This window comes from Chryseobacterium daecheongense (genome assembly GCA_027920525.1).
Taxonomy (GTDB): domain Bacteria; phylum Bacteroidota; class Bacteroidia; order Flavobacteriales; family Weeksellaceae; genus Chryseobacterium; species Chryseobacterium proteolyticum.
The window spans coordinates 2842160-2861608 of record CP115858.1; the positions used below are offsets into that span (position 1 = coordinate 2842160).

17 protein-coding genes and 1 tRNA gene are annotated in these 19449 nt (G+C 36.1%); 8 read left to right on the plus strand and 10 right to left on the minus strand.

Annotated elements, in window-relative coordinates; all coding sequences use genetic code 11:
* Positions 1–13: 13 nt before the first annotated feature.
* From miaB to PFY10_12555, 9 genes are all read right to left on the minus strand, one after another.
* Complete coding sequence (miaB, locus tag PFY10_12515; GenBank protein ID WBV55061.1) at positions 14–1453, minus strand: tRNA (N6-isopentenyl adenosine(37)-C2)-methylthiotransferase MiaB; 1440 nt, start codon at positions 1451–1453, stop codon at positions 14–16.
* A 116-nt stretch (positions 1454–1569) separates the two neighbouring features.
* Positions 1570–2343 carry a hypothetical protein gene (locus PFY10_12520; protein ID WBV55062.1) on the minus strand — a complete coding sequence of 258 codons (774 nt, stop codon included), beginning with the start codon at positions 2341–2343 and terminating at the stop codon, positions 1570–1572.
* A gap of 59 nt (positions 2344–2402) precedes the next feature.
* The gene (locus tag PFY10_12525) at positions 2403–2888 is read right to left on the minus strand and encodes a hypothetical protein (GenBank protein ID WBV55063.1); all 486 of its coding nucleotides are present in this window, start codon (positions 2886–2888) and stop codon (positions 2403–2405) included.
* 45 nt (positions 2889–2933) lie between these two features.
* Positions 2934–4175: an MFS transporter gene (locus PFY10_12530; GenBank protein WBV55064.1), complete on the minus strand. Its 1242-nt coding sequence runs from the start codon at positions 4173–4175 to the stop codon at positions 2934–2936.
* Entirely contained in the window at positions 4175–5908 is a 1734-nt protein-coding gene (locus PFY10_12535) for a thiamine pyrophosphate-binding protein (protein WBV55065.1), read from the minus strand. The genes PFY10_12530 and PFY10_12535 overlap by 1 nt, the downstream gene beginning before the upstream one ends.
* A 205-nt stretch (positions 5909–6113) precedes the next feature.
* Positions 6114–7313 (minus strand): diaminopimelate decarboxylase, encoded by a 1200-nt coding sequence (gene lysA, locus PFY10_12540; GenBank protein ID WBV55066.1) that lies wholly within the window; start codon positions 7311–7313, stop codon positions 6114–6116.
* A 237-nt stretch (positions 7314–7550) separates the two neighbouring features.
* A complete protein-coding gene (locus tag PFY10_12545) occupies positions 7551–8774 on the minus strand; it encodes a 3'-5' exonuclease (protein WBV55067.1) in 1224 nt (407 codons plus the stop codon).
* Positions 8775–9134: a hypothetical protein gene (locus tag PFY10_12550; GenBank protein ID WBV55068.1), complete on the minus strand. Its 360-nt coding sequence runs from the start codon at positions 9132–9134 to the stop codon at positions 8775–8777.
* 33 nt (positions 9135–9167) lie between these two features.
* On the minus strand, positions 9168–10694 hold the full coding sequence (locus PFY10_12555; protein ID WBV55069.1) for a DUF853 family protein: 1527 nt from the start codon (positions 10692–10694) through the stop codon (positions 9168–9170).
* Between the two features lie 340 nt (positions 10695–11034).
* Here PFY10_12555 and PFY10_12560 point away from each other — a divergent pair, with 340 nt between their 5' ends.
* The 4 genes from PFY10_12560 to PFY10_12575 are packed head-to-tail and all read left to right on the plus strand — an operon-like array spanning position 11035 to position 13146.
* Entirely contained in the window at positions 11035–12444 is a 1410-nt protein-coding gene (locus PFY10_12560) for an MBL fold metallo-hydrolase (protein ID WBV55070.1), read from the plus strand.
* An 8-nt stretch (positions 12445–12452) separates the two neighbouring features.
* On the plus strand, positions 12453–12695 hold the full coding sequence (locus PFY10_12565; GenBank protein WBV55071.1) for a rhodanese-like domain-containing protein: 243 nt from the start codon (positions 12453–12455) through the stop codon (positions 12693–12695).
* Positions 12695–12829: a hypothetical protein gene (locus PFY10_12570; GenBank protein WBV55072.1), complete on the plus strand. Its 135-nt coding sequence runs from the start codon at positions 12695–12697 to the stop codon at positions 12827–12829. Before PFY10_12565 ends, PFY10_12570 begins: the two co-directional genes overlap by 1 nt.
* Positions 12830–12846: 17 nt before the next feature.
* Complete coding sequence (locus tag PFY10_12575) at positions 12847–13146, plus strand: thioredoxin family protein (protein WBV55073.1); 300 nt, start codon at positions 12847–12849, stop codon at positions 13144–13146.
* 35 nt (positions 13147–13181) lie between these two features.
* Here the strand turns inward: PFY10_12575 and PFY10_12580 are convergent, their stop codons facing one another.
* Positions 13182–13934 (minus strand): nitrilase family protein, encoded by a 753-nt coding sequence (locus PFY10_12580; GenBank protein WBV55074.1) that lies wholly within the window; start codon positions 13932–13934, stop codon positions 13182–13184.
* 103 nt (positions 13935–14037) lie between these two features.
* Here PFY10_12580 and PFY10_12585 point away from each other — a divergent pair, with 103 nt between their 5' ends.
* The 4 genes from PFY10_12585 to PFY10_12600 all read left to right on the plus strand — a co-directional run bounded on the left by PFY10_12585 (position 14038) and on the right by PFY10_12600 (position 19422).
* Complete coding sequence (locus PFY10_12585; protein ID WBV55075.1) at positions 14038–14478, plus strand: hypothetical protein; 441 nt, start codon at positions 14038–14040, stop codon at positions 14476–14478.
* A gap of 104 nt (positions 14479–14582) precedes the next feature.
* Positions 14583–15932 carry an RIP metalloprotease RseP gene (gene rseP / locus PFY10_12590; protein WBV55076.1) on the plus strand — a complete coding sequence of 450 codons (1350 nt, stop codon included), beginning with the start codon at positions 14583–14585 and terminating at the stop codon, positions 15930–15932.
* An 82-nt stretch (positions 15933–16014) separates the two neighbouring features.
* A tRNA-Asn gene (locus tag PFY10_12595) sits at positions 16015–16088 on the plus strand.
* Positions 16089–16260: 172 nt separating this feature from the next.
* Positions 16261–19422, plus strand: coding sequence for a S41 family peptidase (locus PFY10_12600; protein ID WBV55077.1), 3162 nt, complete (start codon positions 16261–16263; stop codon positions 19420–19422).
* Positions 19423–19449: the final 27 nt, after the last annotated feature.

Below are 19449 nucleotides of genomic sequence, written 5' to 3' on the forward strand. Positions count from 1 at the left end.
TGTAAAAAGTAGATTAGTTTTTAACTGTTTCCCCTAAAAGCGTGCCTTGTGTATTGTCAAATACAAAAACATCTACAATGTCACCTATCTTTTGACCTTCCAGCATATCGAATACACAAACAGCATTCTGGGAATTTCTTCCCTTCCATTGATTTTTATTCTTTTTGGAAACTCCTTCAATGAGAATCTGATGCACTCTTCCTACATAGGATTTCATCCGTTTTTTAGAAAGCTCTCCCTGTAAAGCGATAACCTCCGCCAAACGTCTCTGTTTAACATCTGCAGGAATATTATCTTTCATCTTTTTATGGGCCGGAGTGCCAGGCCTTTCAGAGTAAGCAAACATATATCCATAGTCATACTCTACCTCTCTCATCAGGCTTAGGGTATCCTGGTGATCCTCTTCAGTTTCATTACAAAAACCGATGATCATATCCTGGGAAAAAGAGATATCAGGAACAATTTCCTTAGCTTTTCTGATAAGCTCCAGATATTCTTCTCTGGTGTGCTGTCTGTTCATTGCAGCCAGCATATTATTACTTCCACTTTGTACCGGAAGATGCACATATTTACAAATGTTCTCATGCTTAGCCATGACCCTGAATACATCAAGACTCATATCCTGAGGGTTGGAAGTAGAGAATCTTATTCTCATTTCCGGAACCGCTTGAGCGACTAAACCAAGCAGCTGAGCAAAATTAACGGCTGTAGCTTTCTGCATTTCAGAAGCTTTTGCAAAATCTTTTTTCGGCCCCCCTCCATACCAAAGGTAAGAATCTACGTTCTGCCCCAAAAGGGTAATTTCTTTATATCCGCTATTCCAAAGATCTTTACATTCTTCAAGAATTGAATGTGGATCACGGCTTCTTTCTCTTCCTCTTGTAAAAGGAACAACACAGAAGGTACACATGTTATCACACCCCCTTGTAATAGTTACAAACGCGGTTACTCCATTTCCACCCAGACGGACTGGATTTATATCTGCATAGGTTTCTTCTTTGGACAAAATAACATTGATCGCGTCCCTGCCATCTTCTGTTTCCTTTAATAAATTAGGCAGATCCCTGTAGGCATCAGGCCCCACAACAAGATCAACAAGCTGTTCTTCTTCGAGAAACTTAGTTTTTAATCTCTCCGCCATGCATCCAAGAACACCCACCGTCATATTTGGTCGTTCTTTCTTGAGGTTTTTAAACTGAGAAAGACGCATCCTTACGGTCTGTTCAGCCTTCTCACGTATAGAACAAGTATTTAAAAGAATGAGGTCTGCTTCTTCTACTTTAAGAGTGGTATTATATCCCTGTTCATTAAGGATAGAAGCAACAATCTCAGAATCAGAGAAATTCATCTGACAGCCGTAGCTTTCTAAAAATAATTTTTTAGAATTCCCTACTTTTTCAGCAATAGCAAAAGCTTCTCCCTGTTTCGTTTCGTCTATATATTTTTCCTGCACAATAATCAATTTAAGTTTTAAATCACAAAGTTAAAGCACTCCCTTCAACTTTAGAATGCTAAACTTTTATAATCAATTTGCAAAGATACAAAATATTGTGACAGAATGGCAGCTCTTTAGTGAGATCTATAAAATCCATTTTGCTTTAGAGAATTATTCAAATTTTCATCCTCAATTTTAAATTCAAATTTTTGAATTAAAGGCTGTCTAAGCTTTCTTTTTATAGGAATTCCATTAAATGTAGCAGGTATCCACGTTCCCTTTATTCTCTTAATGTCGGAAATAAGTTGTCTTTTATCCTCTTCAGAATAGTCTCCTTCTATATTAACATCTTCTATTATTCCTTTTTCATTAATTACAAAAGTAAATGAGCTATTTCTATCTTCATTTCTTTTTATTCTCTGTTGAAAGATTTCAATAACCTCACTTGAAAAAACATCCATCCCTTTTTTGAATATCGGCTGTGTAGACACATTATCCTTCACATCGTCCTTTGAATAATAAAGAAAAAATGGATCGATCTTTAGTGTAATAATTGCTCCAACAAATTTATCTCCTTCTTTGGCTGACTTCCAGTTTTTTAAATAAGGAACTAATTTACGCCCGAAATTAAATGCACATTTGTTCTTCTCAATATTCAATGTATCAAAATCTTTAACATACTTAATAGATGCATCTGGATTCACCAAGATTTTCATTGTATACACCTCATCAGTTTTTGGGCATAGCATCAAACTTTTATCCTTTACGATCTGAATCATCTGTTTGTGCAAAGCATTTGGTCCTCCTATATAAAAAAACTGGCCAGCAGGATAACTTTCCAAAACTTCTTGTTGACAGTAAAATAAATTACAAATTGTTATACTTAAAAAAAATAAAAACTTTTTCATTAATATCAGAGTATTTTTCGCGCAAAGAAAAAAAAATAATTCTGATTAAAAAAAATTAATTATAAATCTGTAGCCATAGATGATAAATTCATTTTTATCTTTATCTGAGAAGTTATTGGTCTATTATTACAGGTAGCAGGTATCCAGTTCTTTTTGATTCTCCTTACAATATATTTCATATCATCAAAAAATATTTCGCTGTTCGCAACCTTTGGAGAGCCATCTATCCCTACAACCTTGCCAGTTTCATTGATGGTTATGGTAAAATTGAAATCCCCGTTCAGTACATAAAAGTCAGAATTAAGATAATTGTACATATACTTTCGCAGCGTTTCTTTGTAAACTGATGCCCCTCCTTCATAGGCTGCCGGTTTAAAGTCTGTACAGTTTTTAATTGCAATCTGTAATAAGGGTTCCTTAATATCAATTTTTAAAATATTCTTATTGGTTTCCGTAATAAAAGAATCATCCCGATCTTCAACATCCTGTTGCCCAAATAAAAAAACAGATATTAAAAGCGATAAAAATAAAACCAAATCCTTCATATGACCAGATTTATAACTCTAAATAAAATTAACACAAGCTTTTTATTATTGCATCACAAGATCTTCTTTAGCCTTACTTCCGGTTTCTTTGAGCAATACTGAAATCAAAATTGCCAGAACAATTCCACCTATCCAAAACAACACAGAATTATGGAAATGCTCTTCTCCAGGTGCTATCCCTAAATTCTTCCCAAACCATCGGCTAAATAGAGGACTTAATAAGGTAGTTACTCCAAACGTAATAAAATTAATAGCTCCCGTAGCACTTCCTTTAACATAATCAGGATTAGCCTCTTTAATGACAGAATAAGGAATCATTGCCGCTCCTGAACCTAATCCAAAAATAAACATACTCACTTTTGCCGGGTACAGGTCCGGTAAGTAAATTAATTGAAGCAAACTTAAGATCATCAAAGCGGCCCCTCCAACAAGTACAGGCTTTCTTTTTCCTAGCCTATCGGTTATAAATCCCAAAAGAGGACATCCAAAAACCCATCCAAAGGCAACCATAGCACTTGTGATAGCGGCTTCATGAAAAATAAACCCTTTATCTTTTTGGAAAAACGCTACTGCCCAGGTCATGGCAAATATGGTCGTCGGTGCAAATAGCAATCCTGAAATCACTCCACATAACCAGGATTGGGGATTTGTAAACACGATTTTATACGGTTCTAAATAACCTACCGGTTTTGACACTCCCGATGATTGTTCAGGTCTTTTTTCTTTAGGAATAACAAAGAATAATCCTAATGCTGTAATCACTGTTATAATTCCCGACCATAACCAAAAGCTATCAATATTCACTCCTTCTTCCACCCAGGGCCCTACCACAAACTGTCCGGCAGTCCCCCCCAACATTCCTACGCATTGGGTAACTCCGATTGCCGTTGCCAAGGATTTTGACGAAAACCCCTTACTTGCAAGATAAACACATCCAGGAAAGGCAAAAGCACAACCTGCTCCCTGCAGTAATCTTCCTGAAATTCCGGCAATTTGAGAAGACAACAGGAACAATAAACATCCTATCCCTAATATCAACGCTCCGGTAAAAAGGGATTTTTTTCCTCCGAATTTATCTAGAGCGATTCCGGCAATCAGACTACAGGTGGAATAAGTATAGTAATAGGTGCCTACCATGCTGATCAGCTTCAACTCTGTTGTATTGAAATTATTGATCAGCTGTGGAATCATTACTGCCGGAGCAGATCTGATCACATAGTCTAAAAAATAAAATATAAGTCCAAATATCCAAGCAACAACATACAGTTTCTTTAAAGAATTATCCATTACAATAATCCTTTAATGTGCTTATAATTACTCTTTACGGTTTCAAGAACTTCTTCCATTTTACCACCTAGCATCAGCTGAGCCATAGACTTGGTCATCCCTACCACCTGATCAAAATCTATTTTTGGCGGCAATGCCAGGGCATTAGGATTCGTAAAGATATTTAAAAGATAAGGTCCGTTATAGTTCAGACATTCTTCAATAGCACTCTCAACTTCTTCCGGTTTATGAACATTTTTTCCAGGATAGCCCATTGCCTGCGCAACCATTGCAAAATCAGGATTGATCATATCCGTTTCGTTATCCGGCATCCCTCCTACTTCCATTTCCAGCTTTACCATGCCCAAAGCCCTGTTGTTAAAAACGATCAGCTTAACCGGAAGCTTATATTGGAAAATTGTAGCCATATCTCCCAGTAACATCGACAGTCCGCCATCTCCGCACATGGCAATCACCTGTCTGCCCGGGTATGCCAATGATGCTCCGATAGCCATCGGCATCGCATTTGCCATGGATCCATGGTTAAAAGAGCCCAGCATTTTACGCTCTCCTGTACCCGTTATAAATCTTGCTCCCCAAACACAGCACATTCCGGTATCCACGGTGAAAATTGCATCATTTTTTGCAATCCTGTCTAAAGTATGCGCAACGTATTCCGGTTGTATGGCATCTTCTTTTCCTGAATCTTTTACATAAGTAAGTTGATTTTCTTTTACTTTTTCATAAAACTCAAGTTGCTGATTCAGGAAATGAACATCTGTTTTTTCTTTTAAAAGGGGCATTAATGCTTTAATAGTCTCTTTTACATCTCCTGCAAGACCCAATTCCAGTTTAGCTCTTCGCCCTAATCTTTCAGGGCTTTCATCGACTTGGACAATCTTATTTTTGACAGGCATAAACTTCTCATAAGGAAAATCTGTTCCCAAAAGAAGAACCAGATCCGCATCATGCATCGCATGATAAGCAGAAGGAAAACCAAGCAGACCTGTGAGTCCTACTTCATTAGGATTATTAGGCTGAATCGCCATTTTTCCTCTGAAAGAATAGCCTACAGGAGCTTTTAAATATTGTGATAATCCTATAACTTCAGCATTCGCCTTTTTAGCTCCAATCCCACAATAGATGGTCACCTTTTCGCTTTCGTTAATAAGTTTAGCCAGGTTATTCAATTCCTCGTCCGATGGACGAATAACCGGATTCGTTCTAAATATCTGAGCGGAAGTTGTCGCCTCTTCTGCATCCAGTTCAGAAACATCTCCCGGAAGGCCAATTACGGCAACTCCTTTTTTGGAAATAGCATGCTGAATCGCGGTCTGCACTGTTCTTTGAACCTGTTCAGGTCTGGTAATCATCTGATTGTAATAGCTGCAATCGTCAAATAACTTTATCGTATTCGTTTCCTGAAAATAATCCATCCCCATTTCCTCACTCGGAATTGTAGATGCAATTACCAACATAGGTACATGGGACCGGTGCGCCTCGTAAACGCCATTAATAAGATGTACATGTCCGGGGCCACAGCTTCCGGCACAAACGGCAAAACCATCAAGTTCCGCTTCTGCGGCGGCGGCATATGCTCCAACTTCTTCATGTCTCACATGAATCCATTCAATGCTGCTCTTTTTAACCGCTATATTTAAATGATTAAGACTATCACCTGTTACTGCATAAATTCTTTTCACATTTGCGTTCTCAAGCATTTCAACAATTTGTTCTGCTATATTTTTTGCCATAATTAATATTTTTTGGTACTTATTATTTTTGGAAATAAAGAAAAAGGGAGATAGATGATTGAGATTTTTCGGGTTTGAAAATCTATATCCCTATCAAATTTAATGATTTATTTTAGGAACCCCATCGGTATAGTCTGTTAATTTACCTTAATTAACATCTAAAAAAAAGCTCCGCAATTTCTTGCGGAGCTTATCATATTTTAATTTAAATTACTTCAATCTGATTTCTCAAAAGATCTTCAAACTCGTCTCTCTTACGAATAAGATGAGCCTTTCCATCTAAGAAAAGTACTTCTGCTGGCTTAAGTCTGGAGTTGAAGTTCGAACTCATTTCAAAACCATAGGCTCCTGCAGTATGGAAGGCCAGAATATCTCCTTCTTTCACTTCATTTAATTTTCTATCCCAGGCAAATGTGTCCGTTTCACAGATATTTCCGACCACAGTATAAATCCTTTCAGGACCTTTTTGGTTCGATAAATTCTCAATAGTATGGTAAGAATCATAAAACATAGGACGGATCAGGTGATTGAATCCTGAATTAACCCCTACAAAAACCGTTGCTGTAGTTTGCTTGATAACATTAGCTTTTACCAAAAGATATCCACTTTTCCCAACAAGGAATTTTCCGGGCTCAAACCATAATTCAAATTTTTTACCTGTATTTTTAGAAAAATCGGCAATTACTTTCTCAACTTTTTTACCCAGTGTTTTCACGTCTGTCTCCATCTCACTTTCCTGATAAGGAATTTTGAAACCGCTTCCCATATCAAGGTATTTCAAATTAGGAAAATGCTCAGAAAGCTCTAACATAATATCCAATGCCTGTAAAAAAACATCCGGATCTTTGATCTCACTTCCTGTATGCATGTGAAGACCTTCAACATTAAGGTTGGTACTCTTCATTACCCTTTCGATATGACGAACCTGGTGAATAGAAATACCGAACTTGCTATCGATATGACCTGTGGATATTTTATAATTTCCTCCAGCAAAAATATGAGGATTGATTCTTACGAGAATCGGATAAGTATCTCCGTATTTATTTCCAAATTGCTCAAGAATAGAGATATTATCAATATTAATGTGCACTCCATATTGCATCGCTTCTTCAATTTCAGCAAGATCCACACAATTTGGGGTAAACAATATTTTTTCTTTAGTAAATCCTGCCTTTAAACCAAGCTTTACTTCGTTAATAGAAACACAATCCAAAGAAGCACCCAGGTTCTTGACATACTTTAGAATGTTGATGTTAGTCAATGCCTTTGCGGCATAAAAGAACTTTGTGTGTTTTAAAAAAGAAGATGTAAGTTTTTCATATTGAGTTTTGATAGATTCAGCATCATAAACATACACCGGGGTGCCAAACTCATTGGCAATCTTTAATAATTCTTTTGAATTCATAATTTCATTTTAACATAAAAAAAAGCAGATTCTTTCCTCAAGAGTCCGCCACATTAACTATTTTTTATGCAAGACAACTCTTTTAAATATTCCAAACCTTAGAGAACTTTATAGCTCCCTTTTTTCCAGTTTTAATTTGCTTAAAATATTGCATTGCTTATTTTTATTTTTGCAAAAATACTATTTATTTTTTTATTCTATCCAAATTGATTTGAAAAGCCTCCACCTTACTTTTTATCATTTAGGCAACGGGAGTGTCTCAAAATCACCGCGAAGCAGTGCTAACTGTAAATCATTAATCAGGTCAGAAGCAGGTAAAGGCAGGTCGATTTTCAGCTTGGAGAGCCTGCTCAGAGTCTGAATCTGTGTAAACAGTTCATAAAAACCGTATGAAACAACTTTACCATTTTCAATAATTAAAAATAATTTCTCACCCAATTTCCTTCCTGAGCCAAGCCATAGCTCATTACGGTTTTTAAAATCAATCTTTCTTTTAAAAATACTGATATCATCATATTCTCTCTGGCTGCCAATAAACTGGATTGCTTTTGATCCTTGTGTAAAAGACCTGAACTTCAGAATAGGTTTATCTTCTTTGTTCAGTTTATTTTTCTCAACAATAAATTTATCGTTTCTGTGATAAAGGCCAAAAGGTAAAATTTCTCTCCTCTTGATATTTTTTGAATTGAGTATCAATCTGGCAATAATATCATTTCCAGTAAGTTCGAAACTAATCTGTTCTACCTCATTCTGTATCGTTTCCCATTTTTTGGATTTCGAATTAAATACTTTTTTTGAAAATTTATTGATATCCTGAACATACTCTGAAAGAATGATTTTTCCAGCTGCATTCTGAAAATACACAAACCCTCTTTCATTAGGTAAATCCTGCGTTAACAGCTTGATTTTGTTGATATAAGTCTTGGCATTGGATTCATCGTGATGTTTTTGTATAATCTCATTCTCAGTATCCTTTGAAACCAGCAGCCTGAACAACTCCAAAGTAGCCCTTGCGTCTCCGTCTGCCCTGTGATGATTGGTTAAAGGAATTCCAAGAGATTTTACGAGCTTACCCAGCGAATAGCTTGCTTCATCAGGAATGAGCTTTTTAGCTAACGGAATAGTATCTAAAGTATTGATTTTAAAATCGTAACCAAGACTTTTAAAAGATTGCCGAAGCATTCTGTAATCAAAATCAATATTGTGCCCGACCAAAGTAGTATTTTGGGTAATTTCAATGACTCTTTTTGCAATTTCATGAAATTTCGGAGCCGTTTTAACCATTTTAGGAGTAATCCCTGTCAGCTTTTGTACAAACGGAGTAATATCACTTTCCGGATTCACCAAAGAAATGAACTGGTCAACAATTTTCTGCCCGTCATACCGATAAATGGCAATATCTATAATGCATTCATGTCTATAACCTGCACCATTACTTTCTATATCTATAATTGAATACATTTAACCTGATGTTATAATATTTCTTCTGTTGCGGATTTTAATAATTTTTGTCATTAAAAGTCCGAAAATTAGCGTTAAAAAACTAAGCACATAACCCATGCCATACGTCCAAAGAGGCTGCATCATCGCATTTTGACCGTCTTTAACCATGGACACAAAAATGGCAAAAATAATATATAAACTGATAAGGCCCATAGTGCCTCCAAACAATTCATACATCCATTTTTTATTGAGCAGTAAAGGCAATCCCGCTAAAATAACAAAAATTATATCAAATATTCCAAAGTGGTTATGAATGGTATCCATTACGAGATTAACCGAAGCTAATCCGATACAATAAAAAGATGATACATTTTTCATGGTTATTAGATAAGAATTGCACTAATGTTTTTATTATCTCCTTCTTCCTCCCAGACCAAACATTCCCAAAACTGCTTTTGCCCCTTCACGCATCAATGTGGTGGTAAAAGTTCTTCCTGCTTTGCTCTGTAATACCTGTTCAAACATCCCTGGCTCTTCCTTTACCGGCTTTGCTCTTTGTGTAGGAGCCGGATTCTGTGCCGCCTGCTCCATTCTTGCCGTTAATATCTCATAAGCCGATTCTTTATCTATCGCTTCTTCATATTTAGCAACCAAAGCAGAATTTCCTGTTAATTCCGAAACCTCAGCATCATTCAAGACATCCATTCTCGATTCCGGAGAAATCAGGTAAGTCTGAACCAGAGGAGTAGGAATTCCTTTTTCATCCAACGCCGTTACAAAAGCTTCTCCAATTCCAAGATTCTGAATCAGATTAGAAGCATTATAAAATTCTGTTGTAGGATAGTTTTCCACTGCTTTTGAAATCTCTTTTTTATCTTTTGCAGTAAATCCTCTCAAAGCATGTTGAATTTTTAATCCTAACTGAGAAAGAACATTCTCAGGAACATCTCCGGGAATCTGTGTAATAAAATAAATACCTACCCCTTTTGAACGGATTAATTTAACCATTGTTTCAATTTGTGAAAGCAATGCCTTAGAAGCTTCATTAAAAATTAAATGCGCTTCATCAATAAATAAAACTAATTTAGGTTTTCCGCTATCTCCTTCTTCAGGAAATGTCATATAAATTTCCGCAAAGAGAGAAAGCATAAATGTTGAAAACAGCTGTGGTTTATTTTGTATATCGGCAACCCTTAAGATATTTACAACTCCTTTTCCATCCCTTGTCTCAAGTAAATCCTGAACATCAAAGCTCAGCTCACCGAAGAAATCAGTTGCTCCCTGTTGTTCTAAAGCGACTATTGATCTTAGAATAGTTCCCAAAGAAGCAGATGCTATTGATCCGTAATTGGAAGATAATTCTGCTTTACCTTCTGCATTATCAGTCACATATTGCAGGACTTTTTTCAGGTCATTTAGGTCGATTAAAGGAAGTCCTTTATCATCACAATATTTAAAAACAATTGACATAATACTCTGCTGGGTATCATTCAACTGTAAAATCTTGCTCAATAAAACCGGACCGAATTCTGTGACAGTAGCTCTCAATTTCACACCCTTACCACCGGAAATACTCATTAATTCAACAGGAAAGGCTTGTGGATTGTATGGAAGCTGGGTTTTTGCATATCTTTCTTCTATAATGGGATTCATTTCACCTGCTTCTGCAATTCCTGAGAAATCTCCTTTAATATCTAAAACTAAAGATGGAATCCCAGCATGTGATAACTGTTCCGCAAATACCTGAAGAGTTTTGGTTTTTCCTGTTCCGGTGGCTCCCGCAATAAGACCATGCCTGTTGATTGTTTTTAATGGAATGGTTACATTCACTTCGGTAACTACCTCCCCATCAAGCATACCTTTTCCTAATATAATATGATCTCCTTTCGGAGTATATCTAGCACTTAATTCATCAATAAATTGTTTTTTATCTGCCATTTGATTTTTTTTAACTTATAAATATAAAATTTTTTACAAAATATTAAGTCAACAAACTTGTATTCTTGCGAAGTTCTCTGATTAATTATTTCGTATTTCTTTTAAACAGACCCATTTCCTGTACGTAATTATTTTTGTTTTTTAAGCATGACAAAAAACAGTCTACCAATTTAGTATTTTAATAATCTGCCCTTTCTTGTTGAAAATAAATAACTTTCGATTCCTAAAACCGGGCAAAACCATTTAAATTGAAAGAAACTATCATTCAGATTTAACATTTCGTTTACAATTCATCTAATACTTTGTATCTTTAACTGAAATTTAATTTAAAACTAAGCAAATGAAAGTTGAACAAATATATACGGGCTGTCTAGCTCAGGGAGCCTATTATATTGTCTCAGAAAACGAAGCTGCAATTATAGATCCTCTAAGAGAGGTAAAACCATATCTGGACCGTCTTGAGAAAGACCATGTAACTTTAAAATATATTTTTGAAACACATTTCCATGCCGATTTTGTTTCCGGACACCTGGATTTAAGTAAAAAGACTGGTGCTCCTATTATTTACGGACCTACTGCTAAGCCGGAATTTGAAGCAACAATTGCTGAAGATTATCAAATCTTTGAAATTGGAAAAGTAAAAATAAAGGTTCTGCATACTCCGGGCCATACCATGGAAAGCACCACCTATCTTTTAATAGATGAAAATGATGTTGAAACAGCAATTTTCACGGGTGATACTTTATTTTTAGGAGATGTTGGCCGTCCGGATCTCGCTCAAAAAGCAACTAATCTCACGCAGGAGGACCTTGCGGGAATATTATATGAGAGTCTTCATAGCAAGATTATACCTTTAGCAGATACCATCACTGTTTATCCTGCACATGGAGCAGGTTCTGCCTGTGGAAAAAACATGCAGAAAGAAACAGTTGACACCCTTGGGAACCAAAAACGAACCAACTACGCTTTAAACCAACCCGATAAAGAATCTTTTATAAAAGAAGTTTTGGACGGCCTTACTGCCCCACCGAAATATTTCGGAATGAATGTAGCTTTGAATAAAGGGGGTTATGAAAGCATAGATACCGTAATGGATAAAGGTCTTAATCCAATTTCTGTAGAAGATTTTGAGATCATCGCTGAAGACTCCGGAGCACTTATTTTAGATACCAGAAGCGCTGCCGATTTCCATAAAGGCTTTATTCCTAATTCTATTAATATCGGACTGAAAGGAGATTTTGCTCCTTGGGTAGGAACATTGATCGTAGACGTAAAACATCCACTGTTATTGGTTTCAGATAAAGGAACCGAAGAAGAAGTGATTACCCGGTTAAGCAGAGTTGGATTTGATAACGTTTTAGGGTATTTGAATGGAGGTTTTCAATCATGGCAGAATGCCAATAAAGAAACTGATGAGATTAAAAGGATTTCTCCTTCAGAATTTGTAGAAGAATTCAATGATCAGTCTACGGTTATTGATGTCAGAAAACTGACTGAGTATGCAGCTGAACATATTGATAACGCATTTAATAAGCCGTTAGACTCCATCAGCGACTGGATCAGTTCAATTGATGACTCGGAACATTTCTTCCTTCATTGCGCAGGAGGATATAGAAGCATGATTGCCGCAAGCATTCTTAACTCACACGGGATCAGAAATTTCACTGAAATCGAAGGAGGTTTTAACGGAATTAAAAAAACGGAAAAACTACCCACTTCGGATTTTGTCTGCCAGTCGAAAACATTGTAAATTAACGAATGAGAAATAAGGTTTGCGGATTTATTTTTGCTGTATCTGTAACGTTAAGTGCATGTAAAAATTCAAGTGTATCGAAGAATAATGCCCCAGCTGATATTAAACAAATAGTAAACAGTAGTGATGTTACTTTGGTAGACGTTAGAATTCCGGAGCAGTATAAGGAAGGAACAGCAAAAGATGCAATCAACATCCCGCTTGCTGAGATTCAAAATAATATTGAGTCCTTAAAAGGCAAAAAGTAGTGGTTTTTTGCAACAAAGGAATCCAGGCGGACCAGGCAGTAGAGATTTTAAAGAAAAACGGAGTGGAAGCCTATGACGGGACAAGCTGGAAAAATGTAAAGGCAATCCAGAAAGAGGCTGATAGCCCCAAATAATAAAAACACCAAAAATCATGTCAGAAAAATTTAAAGAATTAATTAATTCCGAAAGACCTGTTTTAATTGACTTTTTTGCGACCTGGTGCCAACCGTGTAAGGTTCAGTCGTCAGTACTCACAACAGTTAAAGAAAATGTAGGTGAAGGAGCAAGAATTATTAAAGTAGACGTAGACCAGTATCCGGCTATTGCTTCACAATATGGAGTTCGTGGTGTCCCTACTTTGGCTATATTTAAACACGGAGAACTTTTGTGGAAAGAAAGTGGCGTACATGACGTCAATACTTTAACCCAATTGCTGAAACAATATGAATAAAGCTGTGAAATTTCACAGCTTTTTTATTTCGATAATTACATCTGAATTGAAAATTGATCCCGGTCATTCAAAAACTGGAAATGCTTTCTGAAATCCAAAAGCTCATTCATATTCAATTCTGCAGACACAATATTCTTTTCTTTTTGGGCAATGTCTCTTCCATCAGCAAAAAAACAATGTGAGCTTTCCTGATAGAATAAATTATTTCCATCGGTTCCTATCCTGTTCAATCCAAAAACGTATGATAAATTTTCAATAGCCCTGGCTTTCAGCAAGTGCTCCCAGGCTCCCACTCGCTTCTCCGGCCAATTGGCTACATAAAAGATTGCATCATAATCATCATTATTTCTTGCAAAAACAGGAAAACGAAGATCGTAGCAAACCTGAAGCAAAATGCGGAATCCTTTATATTCAACAATAACCCTTTCTTTTCCTGGGGTATACACCTTATCCTCTCCAGAGAAAGAGAACAAATGTCTTTTATCATAAAAAACAACTGACGAATCAGGCTTTACGAAATACAACCTGTTGTAAAATTTCCCATCTTGTTCTACAGGAGCACTTCCACAAAAAGCGGATCCTTTCTCTTTTGACATCTTGTGTAAGAAACTTAAAGCTTCCTCATTACGGTCTGAAACCTCAGAAGCATCCATACAAAAACCTGTTGAGAACATTTCGGGTAAAAGAAAAATATCAGCATCCTGATTATTTAATTCCTCTTCTATTAAACGAAAGTTACTTTCCTTATCTTTCCAGATAATATCTAAATTTAATCCTTTAATTTTCATAAAAGTCGTTCAAAATCTTGTATAAAAATAGGATTTTTAATCGGTTTCGGTTCTATTTTTGTAGCTGATTATTCTTAATTAATAGAACTAAAGTGTAATATTTATGAAGAAATTGGTTTTTATTTTAGCGGTCTTCTTCTTTGGAACTGCCGTAAATGCCCAGGCATGGACAGGAAAGGGTGATCAGAAAGTGCAATTGGGATTCAGTGCATGGGGATATGGAACAGGAATTACAGGGACTTATGATTACGGGCTCAATAAACTTATATCAGTTGGTGCCGGGCTGAACGGCTACTTTAGCGGATATAAAAATAATGACAATGACAACAAGGTCTTCATCTTTGGAAGGCTTAATTTTCATTTAAAAGAAGCATTACAGCTCCCTGAAAAGCTGGACATTTATCCCGGAGTTGATCTTGGGGTTCTCGGAAAAGATTTTGGAATCGGCGCCCATATCGGTGCCCGTTACTTTTTCACTGAGAGAATCGGTGTATTTGCAGAAGTTGGAAACAATGGCAGCCTGGGGGTTTCCCTTAATTTGTAAAAACAGTCTTAATATATGACAAAGCTTCTCTATATGAGGAGCTTTTTTATTTGGCATAGTTTTGATAATTGTTACCTTTGCAAATTAAAATCTAAAATTTATTAATGGAATTAGCAATTAAAATTTTTCAATTCATATTAAGCATTTCTATCTTAGTCGTTCTTCATGAACTGGGGCATTTTTTGCCCGCCAAATGGTTCAAAACCAAAGTAGAAAAGTTTTATTTATTTTTCGATCCTTGGTTTTCTATCGCAAAGAAAAAAATCGGTGAAACAGAATACGGTATCGGATGGCTTCCTTTTGGAGGCTACGTGAAAATCGCCGGAATGGTGGATGAAAGCATGGATACCGAACAATTAAAACAACCGGCACAACCATGGGAATTCCGTGCAAAACCGGCTTGGCAGAGACTTATCATTATGTTGGGAGGAGTTACGGTAAACTTTTTCCTTGCGTGGTTAATTTATAGCTGTCTTTCTCTTTTTAATGGAGAAATGTATACAGATCTTACAAAATTTGACAATGGTATCGGCGTAACAGATGCCGGTAAAAAAATGGGATTCCAAAATGGTGATAAAATTGTCTCTATCGATGGAAAACCAGCAGAAAGATTGGAAAATTCAGCTATTAATATACTTTTTAGTGATCATGTTACTGTTCTTAGAGGGGGTAAGGAAATTACATTCAAAGTGAATGAAGATGGTGTAGCTGATGTTATCAGACAAAGAGAAGCAAAGCTTTATATCACTCCCAGAATTCCCATGATCATTGATTCTTTAGCGACTCCTTCTTCAAAAGCATCAGGGTTGGCGAAAGGCGATAGAATTGTAGCCATCAATGGTAAACCAACTCCTTTCTTCGACGAGGTAAGTTCTACATTAGCTGAAAATAAAGGAAAAACAGTAAGCATTGAGGTTAATCGTGGTACTGAAAAGCAAACTATCTCCGCACCAGTAGATAAAAATGGTAAATTAGGAATTGCTGTTGACCAAAAAAGTCTTGCAAGTGTAGTTACTGACAAAAAATACTCTTTCGGAGAATCTATTCCAAGAGGTTTTGAAAGAACCATTGAAGCTTTAACCATGCAGGTAAAGCAGTTCAAAATTATGTTCAACTCTAAAATTCAAGGATACAAAAATGTAGGTGGACCTATTGCAATTGTAAAATCTATGCCCGTAAATAAGGCAGCAGATGGTAGCTTTGCGATTAACTGGCCTGCATTCTGGAGCTTTACAGCAATGTTTTCGATCTGGCTGGCTTTCCTGAATCTTATTCCTATTCCAGGATTAGATGGGGGACACGTTTTATTTACATTGTATGAAATTATTTTCGGAAAACCAGTTCCTCAAAAAGTATTGGAAAATGCACAAATGATTGGTGTTATCTTTCTGTTAGGCTTAATGTTACTGATTTTCGGAAGCGATATCTTTAAAATATTCACAGGAAAATTATAATATTTTTTAAATTTTCAAAAGAAAAATTTGCCTGGTATAAATATTCGTCCTATATTTGCACCACTTAAAAACAAAGGGACATTCCTCCTTAGCTCAGTTGGTTAGAGCATCTGACTGTTAATCAGAGGGTCGCTGGTTCGAGCCCAGCAGGAGGAGCAAAAAGACTTACATTTCTGTAAGTCTTTTTTTTGCATATCACATTTAATAATGCAAAAGATCCTGATATTCTTAAAAAATTAGATATTTGCAACTTATTAAATAATTATAAGAGGAAATATTTTGCAGAGCAAAGTATGACAACATATCCCCAGGAATATCTAATTATCTCATGAAAAGAATCTTTATTTCGTTATTAGCAGCCTTTGCTAGCATTCAAGTTTCAGCACAGGAAAAATCTTATTTTTTATCAAGTCCTTCATTAAGCCCGGATGGGAAAACCGCTTATTTTGCTTATGATGGAGACATCTGGAAAGTGGACTCCAATGGCGGAAACGCTTCCAGAATCACAGCCCTGGAGGGAGAGGAAATTAATCCACGCATTTCTCCAGACGGAAAATGGCTTGCATTCAGTTCCAATCAATACGGAAATTATGACGTGTATGTGATGCCTGCTGAAGGAGGAAGCATTAAACAGTTAACATTTCACACAGGAAAAGATGAAATAGAAAACTGGGGATGGGACAGTAAAACTATTTATTTTACCTCAAACAGGAATAATAACTTTGGAAGTTTTAAAACTACTATTGAAGGCAAAACACCACAAAAGCTTTTCAACAATTACTTTAATAATACAAACGGCCTGGCAGAAACTCCTGCGGGTGAATATCTTTTCACAAGTTCATCAGAAAGCGCCAATCAGGTACATCGCAAACACTATAAAGGAGAAAACAATCCTGATATTTTAGGTTATAATCCCAAGAACAATTCCTTTAAACAATATACGAACTATGCAGGAAAAGATTTTAATCCGAGCGTAGATAAAAATGGGACTATTTATTTTATTTCTGATGAAAATAACAATGAATATAATCTTTATGAACTTAAAAATGGCAAAAAGGCACCTTTAACACAATTTGAAACCTCTATTAAAAAGCCATTTGTTTCAGCTAACGGATCCAAAGTAATATTTGAAAAAGATTATCAGCTTTACACCTATGACGTAGCTACAAAAGATATAAAAGCTCTTAATATAAGCCTTAACACAAATAAAACACTGGAGAAAGAACAAAATTTTAATATAGAAAATAATATTTCTTATTATGATATTTCATCAGATGGTAAGAAAATAGCTTTTGTGAGCCGTGGTGTTCTTTTTGTTTCTGATATTGAAGGAAAGTTTACACAACAGATATCTGACGGAAAGGAACGTGTAATGGAAGTAAAATGGCTGAAGGACAATCGCACATTACTTTTTAACCAGACTTACCAGGGATATCAAAACTGGTTTAGTATTGCTGCAGACGGAAAAGGCCAGGTAAAACAATTAACTACTGATTTGCGTAACAACCGCAATATAACCCTGAATAACGACCTTTCAAAAGCAGTGTATTTAAGTGGTCGTGATGAAGTAAGATTAATGGACTTAAAGAGTTTACACTCTACAACTATCGTAAAAGATGAAATCTGGGCTTTTCAAAATTCAAAACCTTCTTTTTCTCCCAATAACGAATATGTACTTTTCTCTGCAAAAAGAAATTTTGAACTGGACATCTTTGTTTATCATATCGGAAAAGGCAAAATCATAAATCTTACCAACACCGGCGTTTCAGAGGAAGATCCTTTTTGGTCACCCAATGGTAAGTATATTTATTTTACAAGTGACCGAACGAACCCTTCTTATCCGCTAGGTATGCAGAAATCTAATATTTACAGAATGGCGCTGGATTGGTTTGATGAGCCTTACAAATCTGAAAGATTCGATAAGCTATTTACTGAGGAGGTAAAGAAACCTGAAACGACAAAGGAAAACAAGGATAAAAAAGAAGAAGACAAAGAAAAAAAGGAAGAAAAAGAAATTGTTGTAAAAGAATTGAAAATTAATCCTGAAAACACTTTGGAAAGGATTGAGCTGGTTACAGACAGGTATGGATACCAGGAAGATCCTACCGTTTTCATGGACGACAAAAAGGAAATTTTATTCTTTAATTCCAATCAGGATAATGGAAAGAAACAACTTTTCAAAAAGGTTTTCACGGATTTTGAAACCGCTAAATCAGAAAAGGTTTTCGATAAAGAAGCCAGCTATATCATCAAAAATGACAAGTCTTTTTTTACATTAATAGAGGGTAACATTTATAAAATGGCCATAGCAACATTAAAGCCAGAAAAGATAAATATCCAGTATACTTTTAACAAAAATCTCGCTTCTGAATTTACCCAGATGTATGATGAAACATGGACTGGGGTTGAAGAAAATTTCTATGATGAAAAATTCCATGGCATCAACTGGAAAGCAAAAAAGGAGCAGTATGCTAAATATCTTCCGTATATCAATAACAGAAATGATCTGCGAATTTTATTGAATGACCTGTTGGGAGAACTCAATTCTTCACATACGGGATTTTCTTCAACAGGAAAGGAAGAAACCAGATATCTGAATTATTTTACCAATGAAACAGGGATTATCTTTAAAAAGGACCAGCCTTATAGTGTAGAAGGTATTGTAAGAAAATCACCCGCTTTCCGTTCCGGGGTTGACATTAAACCAGGAGATCAATTGATTGCTGTAAATGGAAAAAATATTGACGTACACGAAAATCGTGAATCTTATTTTACAAGTCCTAAAAAGCAGGAAGAAATTATTCTTACTTTCACACGCAATGGCAAGGAAATAACCACCAAGGTACATCCAATTTCAAATACAGAATTAAAAGGACTTTTGTATGACGACTGGATATTCAATAATCGCCAACGCGTAAATCAGATGAGCGACAACCGCATCGCCTATTCATATATGAAAAATATGACTACTGATGAACTGGACCGCTTCCTTCTGGATATGGTGGAACAGGAAATTCAAAAAGAAGCTGTTATTCTCGATTTACGCTATAATACGGGCGGAAATGTTCATGATAAAGTATTAAATTTCCTTTCTCAAAAACCTTATTTACAATGGAAATACCGGGAAGGAAAAATGACCACACAGCCCAATTTCGCACCTTCCGGAAAGCCTATTGTTCTTTTGATCAACGAAGCTTCGCTGAGTGACGCCGAAATGACCGCTGCCGGTTTCAAGGCTCTGAAATTAGGAAAAATCATTGGGCAGGATACCTATCGATGGATTATCTTCACTTCCGGAAAAAGTCTTGTAGATGGTTCTTATTATAGACTTCCTGCATGGGGAACCTACACTCTGGACGGTCAGAACCTGGAGAAAACAGGTGTAAAACCAGACATTTATATTAAAAACACCTTCATAGACCGACAGCAAGATAATGATCCGCAACTGGAAAGAGCGGTCCAGGAAATCCTTAAAGATTTAAGGAAATAAAAAACAAGGCTTACAGAAATGTAGGTC

Bases quoted from the DNA above. Each gene is read 5' to 3' on its own strand.
- PFY10_12530 (WBV55064.1), bottom strand. From the start codon at position 4,175: ATGGATAATTCTTTAAAGAAACTGTATGTTGTTGCTTGGATATTTGGA.
- PFY10_12550 (WBV55068.1), bottom strand. From the start codon at position 9,134: ATGAAAAATGTATCATCTTTTTATTGTATCGGATTAGCTTCGGTTAAT.
- PFY10_12575 (WBV55073.1), top strand. From the start codon at position 12,847: ATGTCAGAAAAATTTAAAGAATTAATTAATTCCGAAAGACCTGTTTTA.
- PFY10_12520 (WBV55062.1), bottom strand. From the start codon at position 2,343: ATGAAAAAGTTTTTATTTTTTTTAAGTATAACAATTTGTAATTTATTT.
- PFY10_12525 (WBV55063.1), bottom strand. From the start codon at position 2,888: ATGAAGGATTTGGTTTTATTTTTATCGCTTTTAATATCTGTTTTTTTA.
- PFY10_12535 (WBV55065.1), bottom strand. From the start codon at position 5,908: ATGGCAAAAAATATAGCAGAACAAATTGTTGAAATGCTTGAGAACGCA.
- PFY10_12585 (WBV55075.1), top strand. From the start codon at position 14,038: ATGAAGAAATTGGTTTTTATTTTAGCGGTCTTCTTCTTTGGAACTGCC.
- PFY10_12600 (WBV55077.1), top strand. From the start codon at position 16,261: ATGAAAAGAATCTTTATTTCGTTATTAGCAGCCTTTGCTAGCATTCAA.
- PFY10_12560 (WBV55070.1), top strand. From the start codon at position 11,035: ATGAAAGTTGAACAAATATATACGGGCTGTCTAGCTCAGGGAGCCTAT.
- lysA (WBV55066.1), bottom strand. From the start codon at position 7,313: ATGAATTCAAAAGAATTATTAAAGATTGCCAATGAGTTTGGCACCCCG.
- rseP (WBV55076.1), top strand. From the start codon at position 14,583: ATGGAATTAGCAATTAAAATTTTTCAATTCATATTAAGCATTTCTATC.
- PFY10_12545 (WBV55067.1), bottom strand. From the start codon at position 8,774: ATGTATTCAATTATAGATATAGAAAGTAATGGTGCAGGTTATAGACAT.
- PFY10_12565 (WBV55071.1), top strand. From the start codon at position 12,453: ATGAGAAATAAGGTTTGCGGATTTATTTTTGCTGTATCTGTAACGTTA.
- PFY10_12555 (WBV55069.1), bottom strand. From the start codon at position 10,694: ATGGCAGATAAAAAACAATTTATTGATGAATTAAGTGCTAGATATACT.
- PFY10_12580 (WBV55074.1), bottom strand. From the start codon at position 13,934: ATGAAAATTAAAGGATTAAATTTAGATATTATCTGGAAAGATAAGGAA.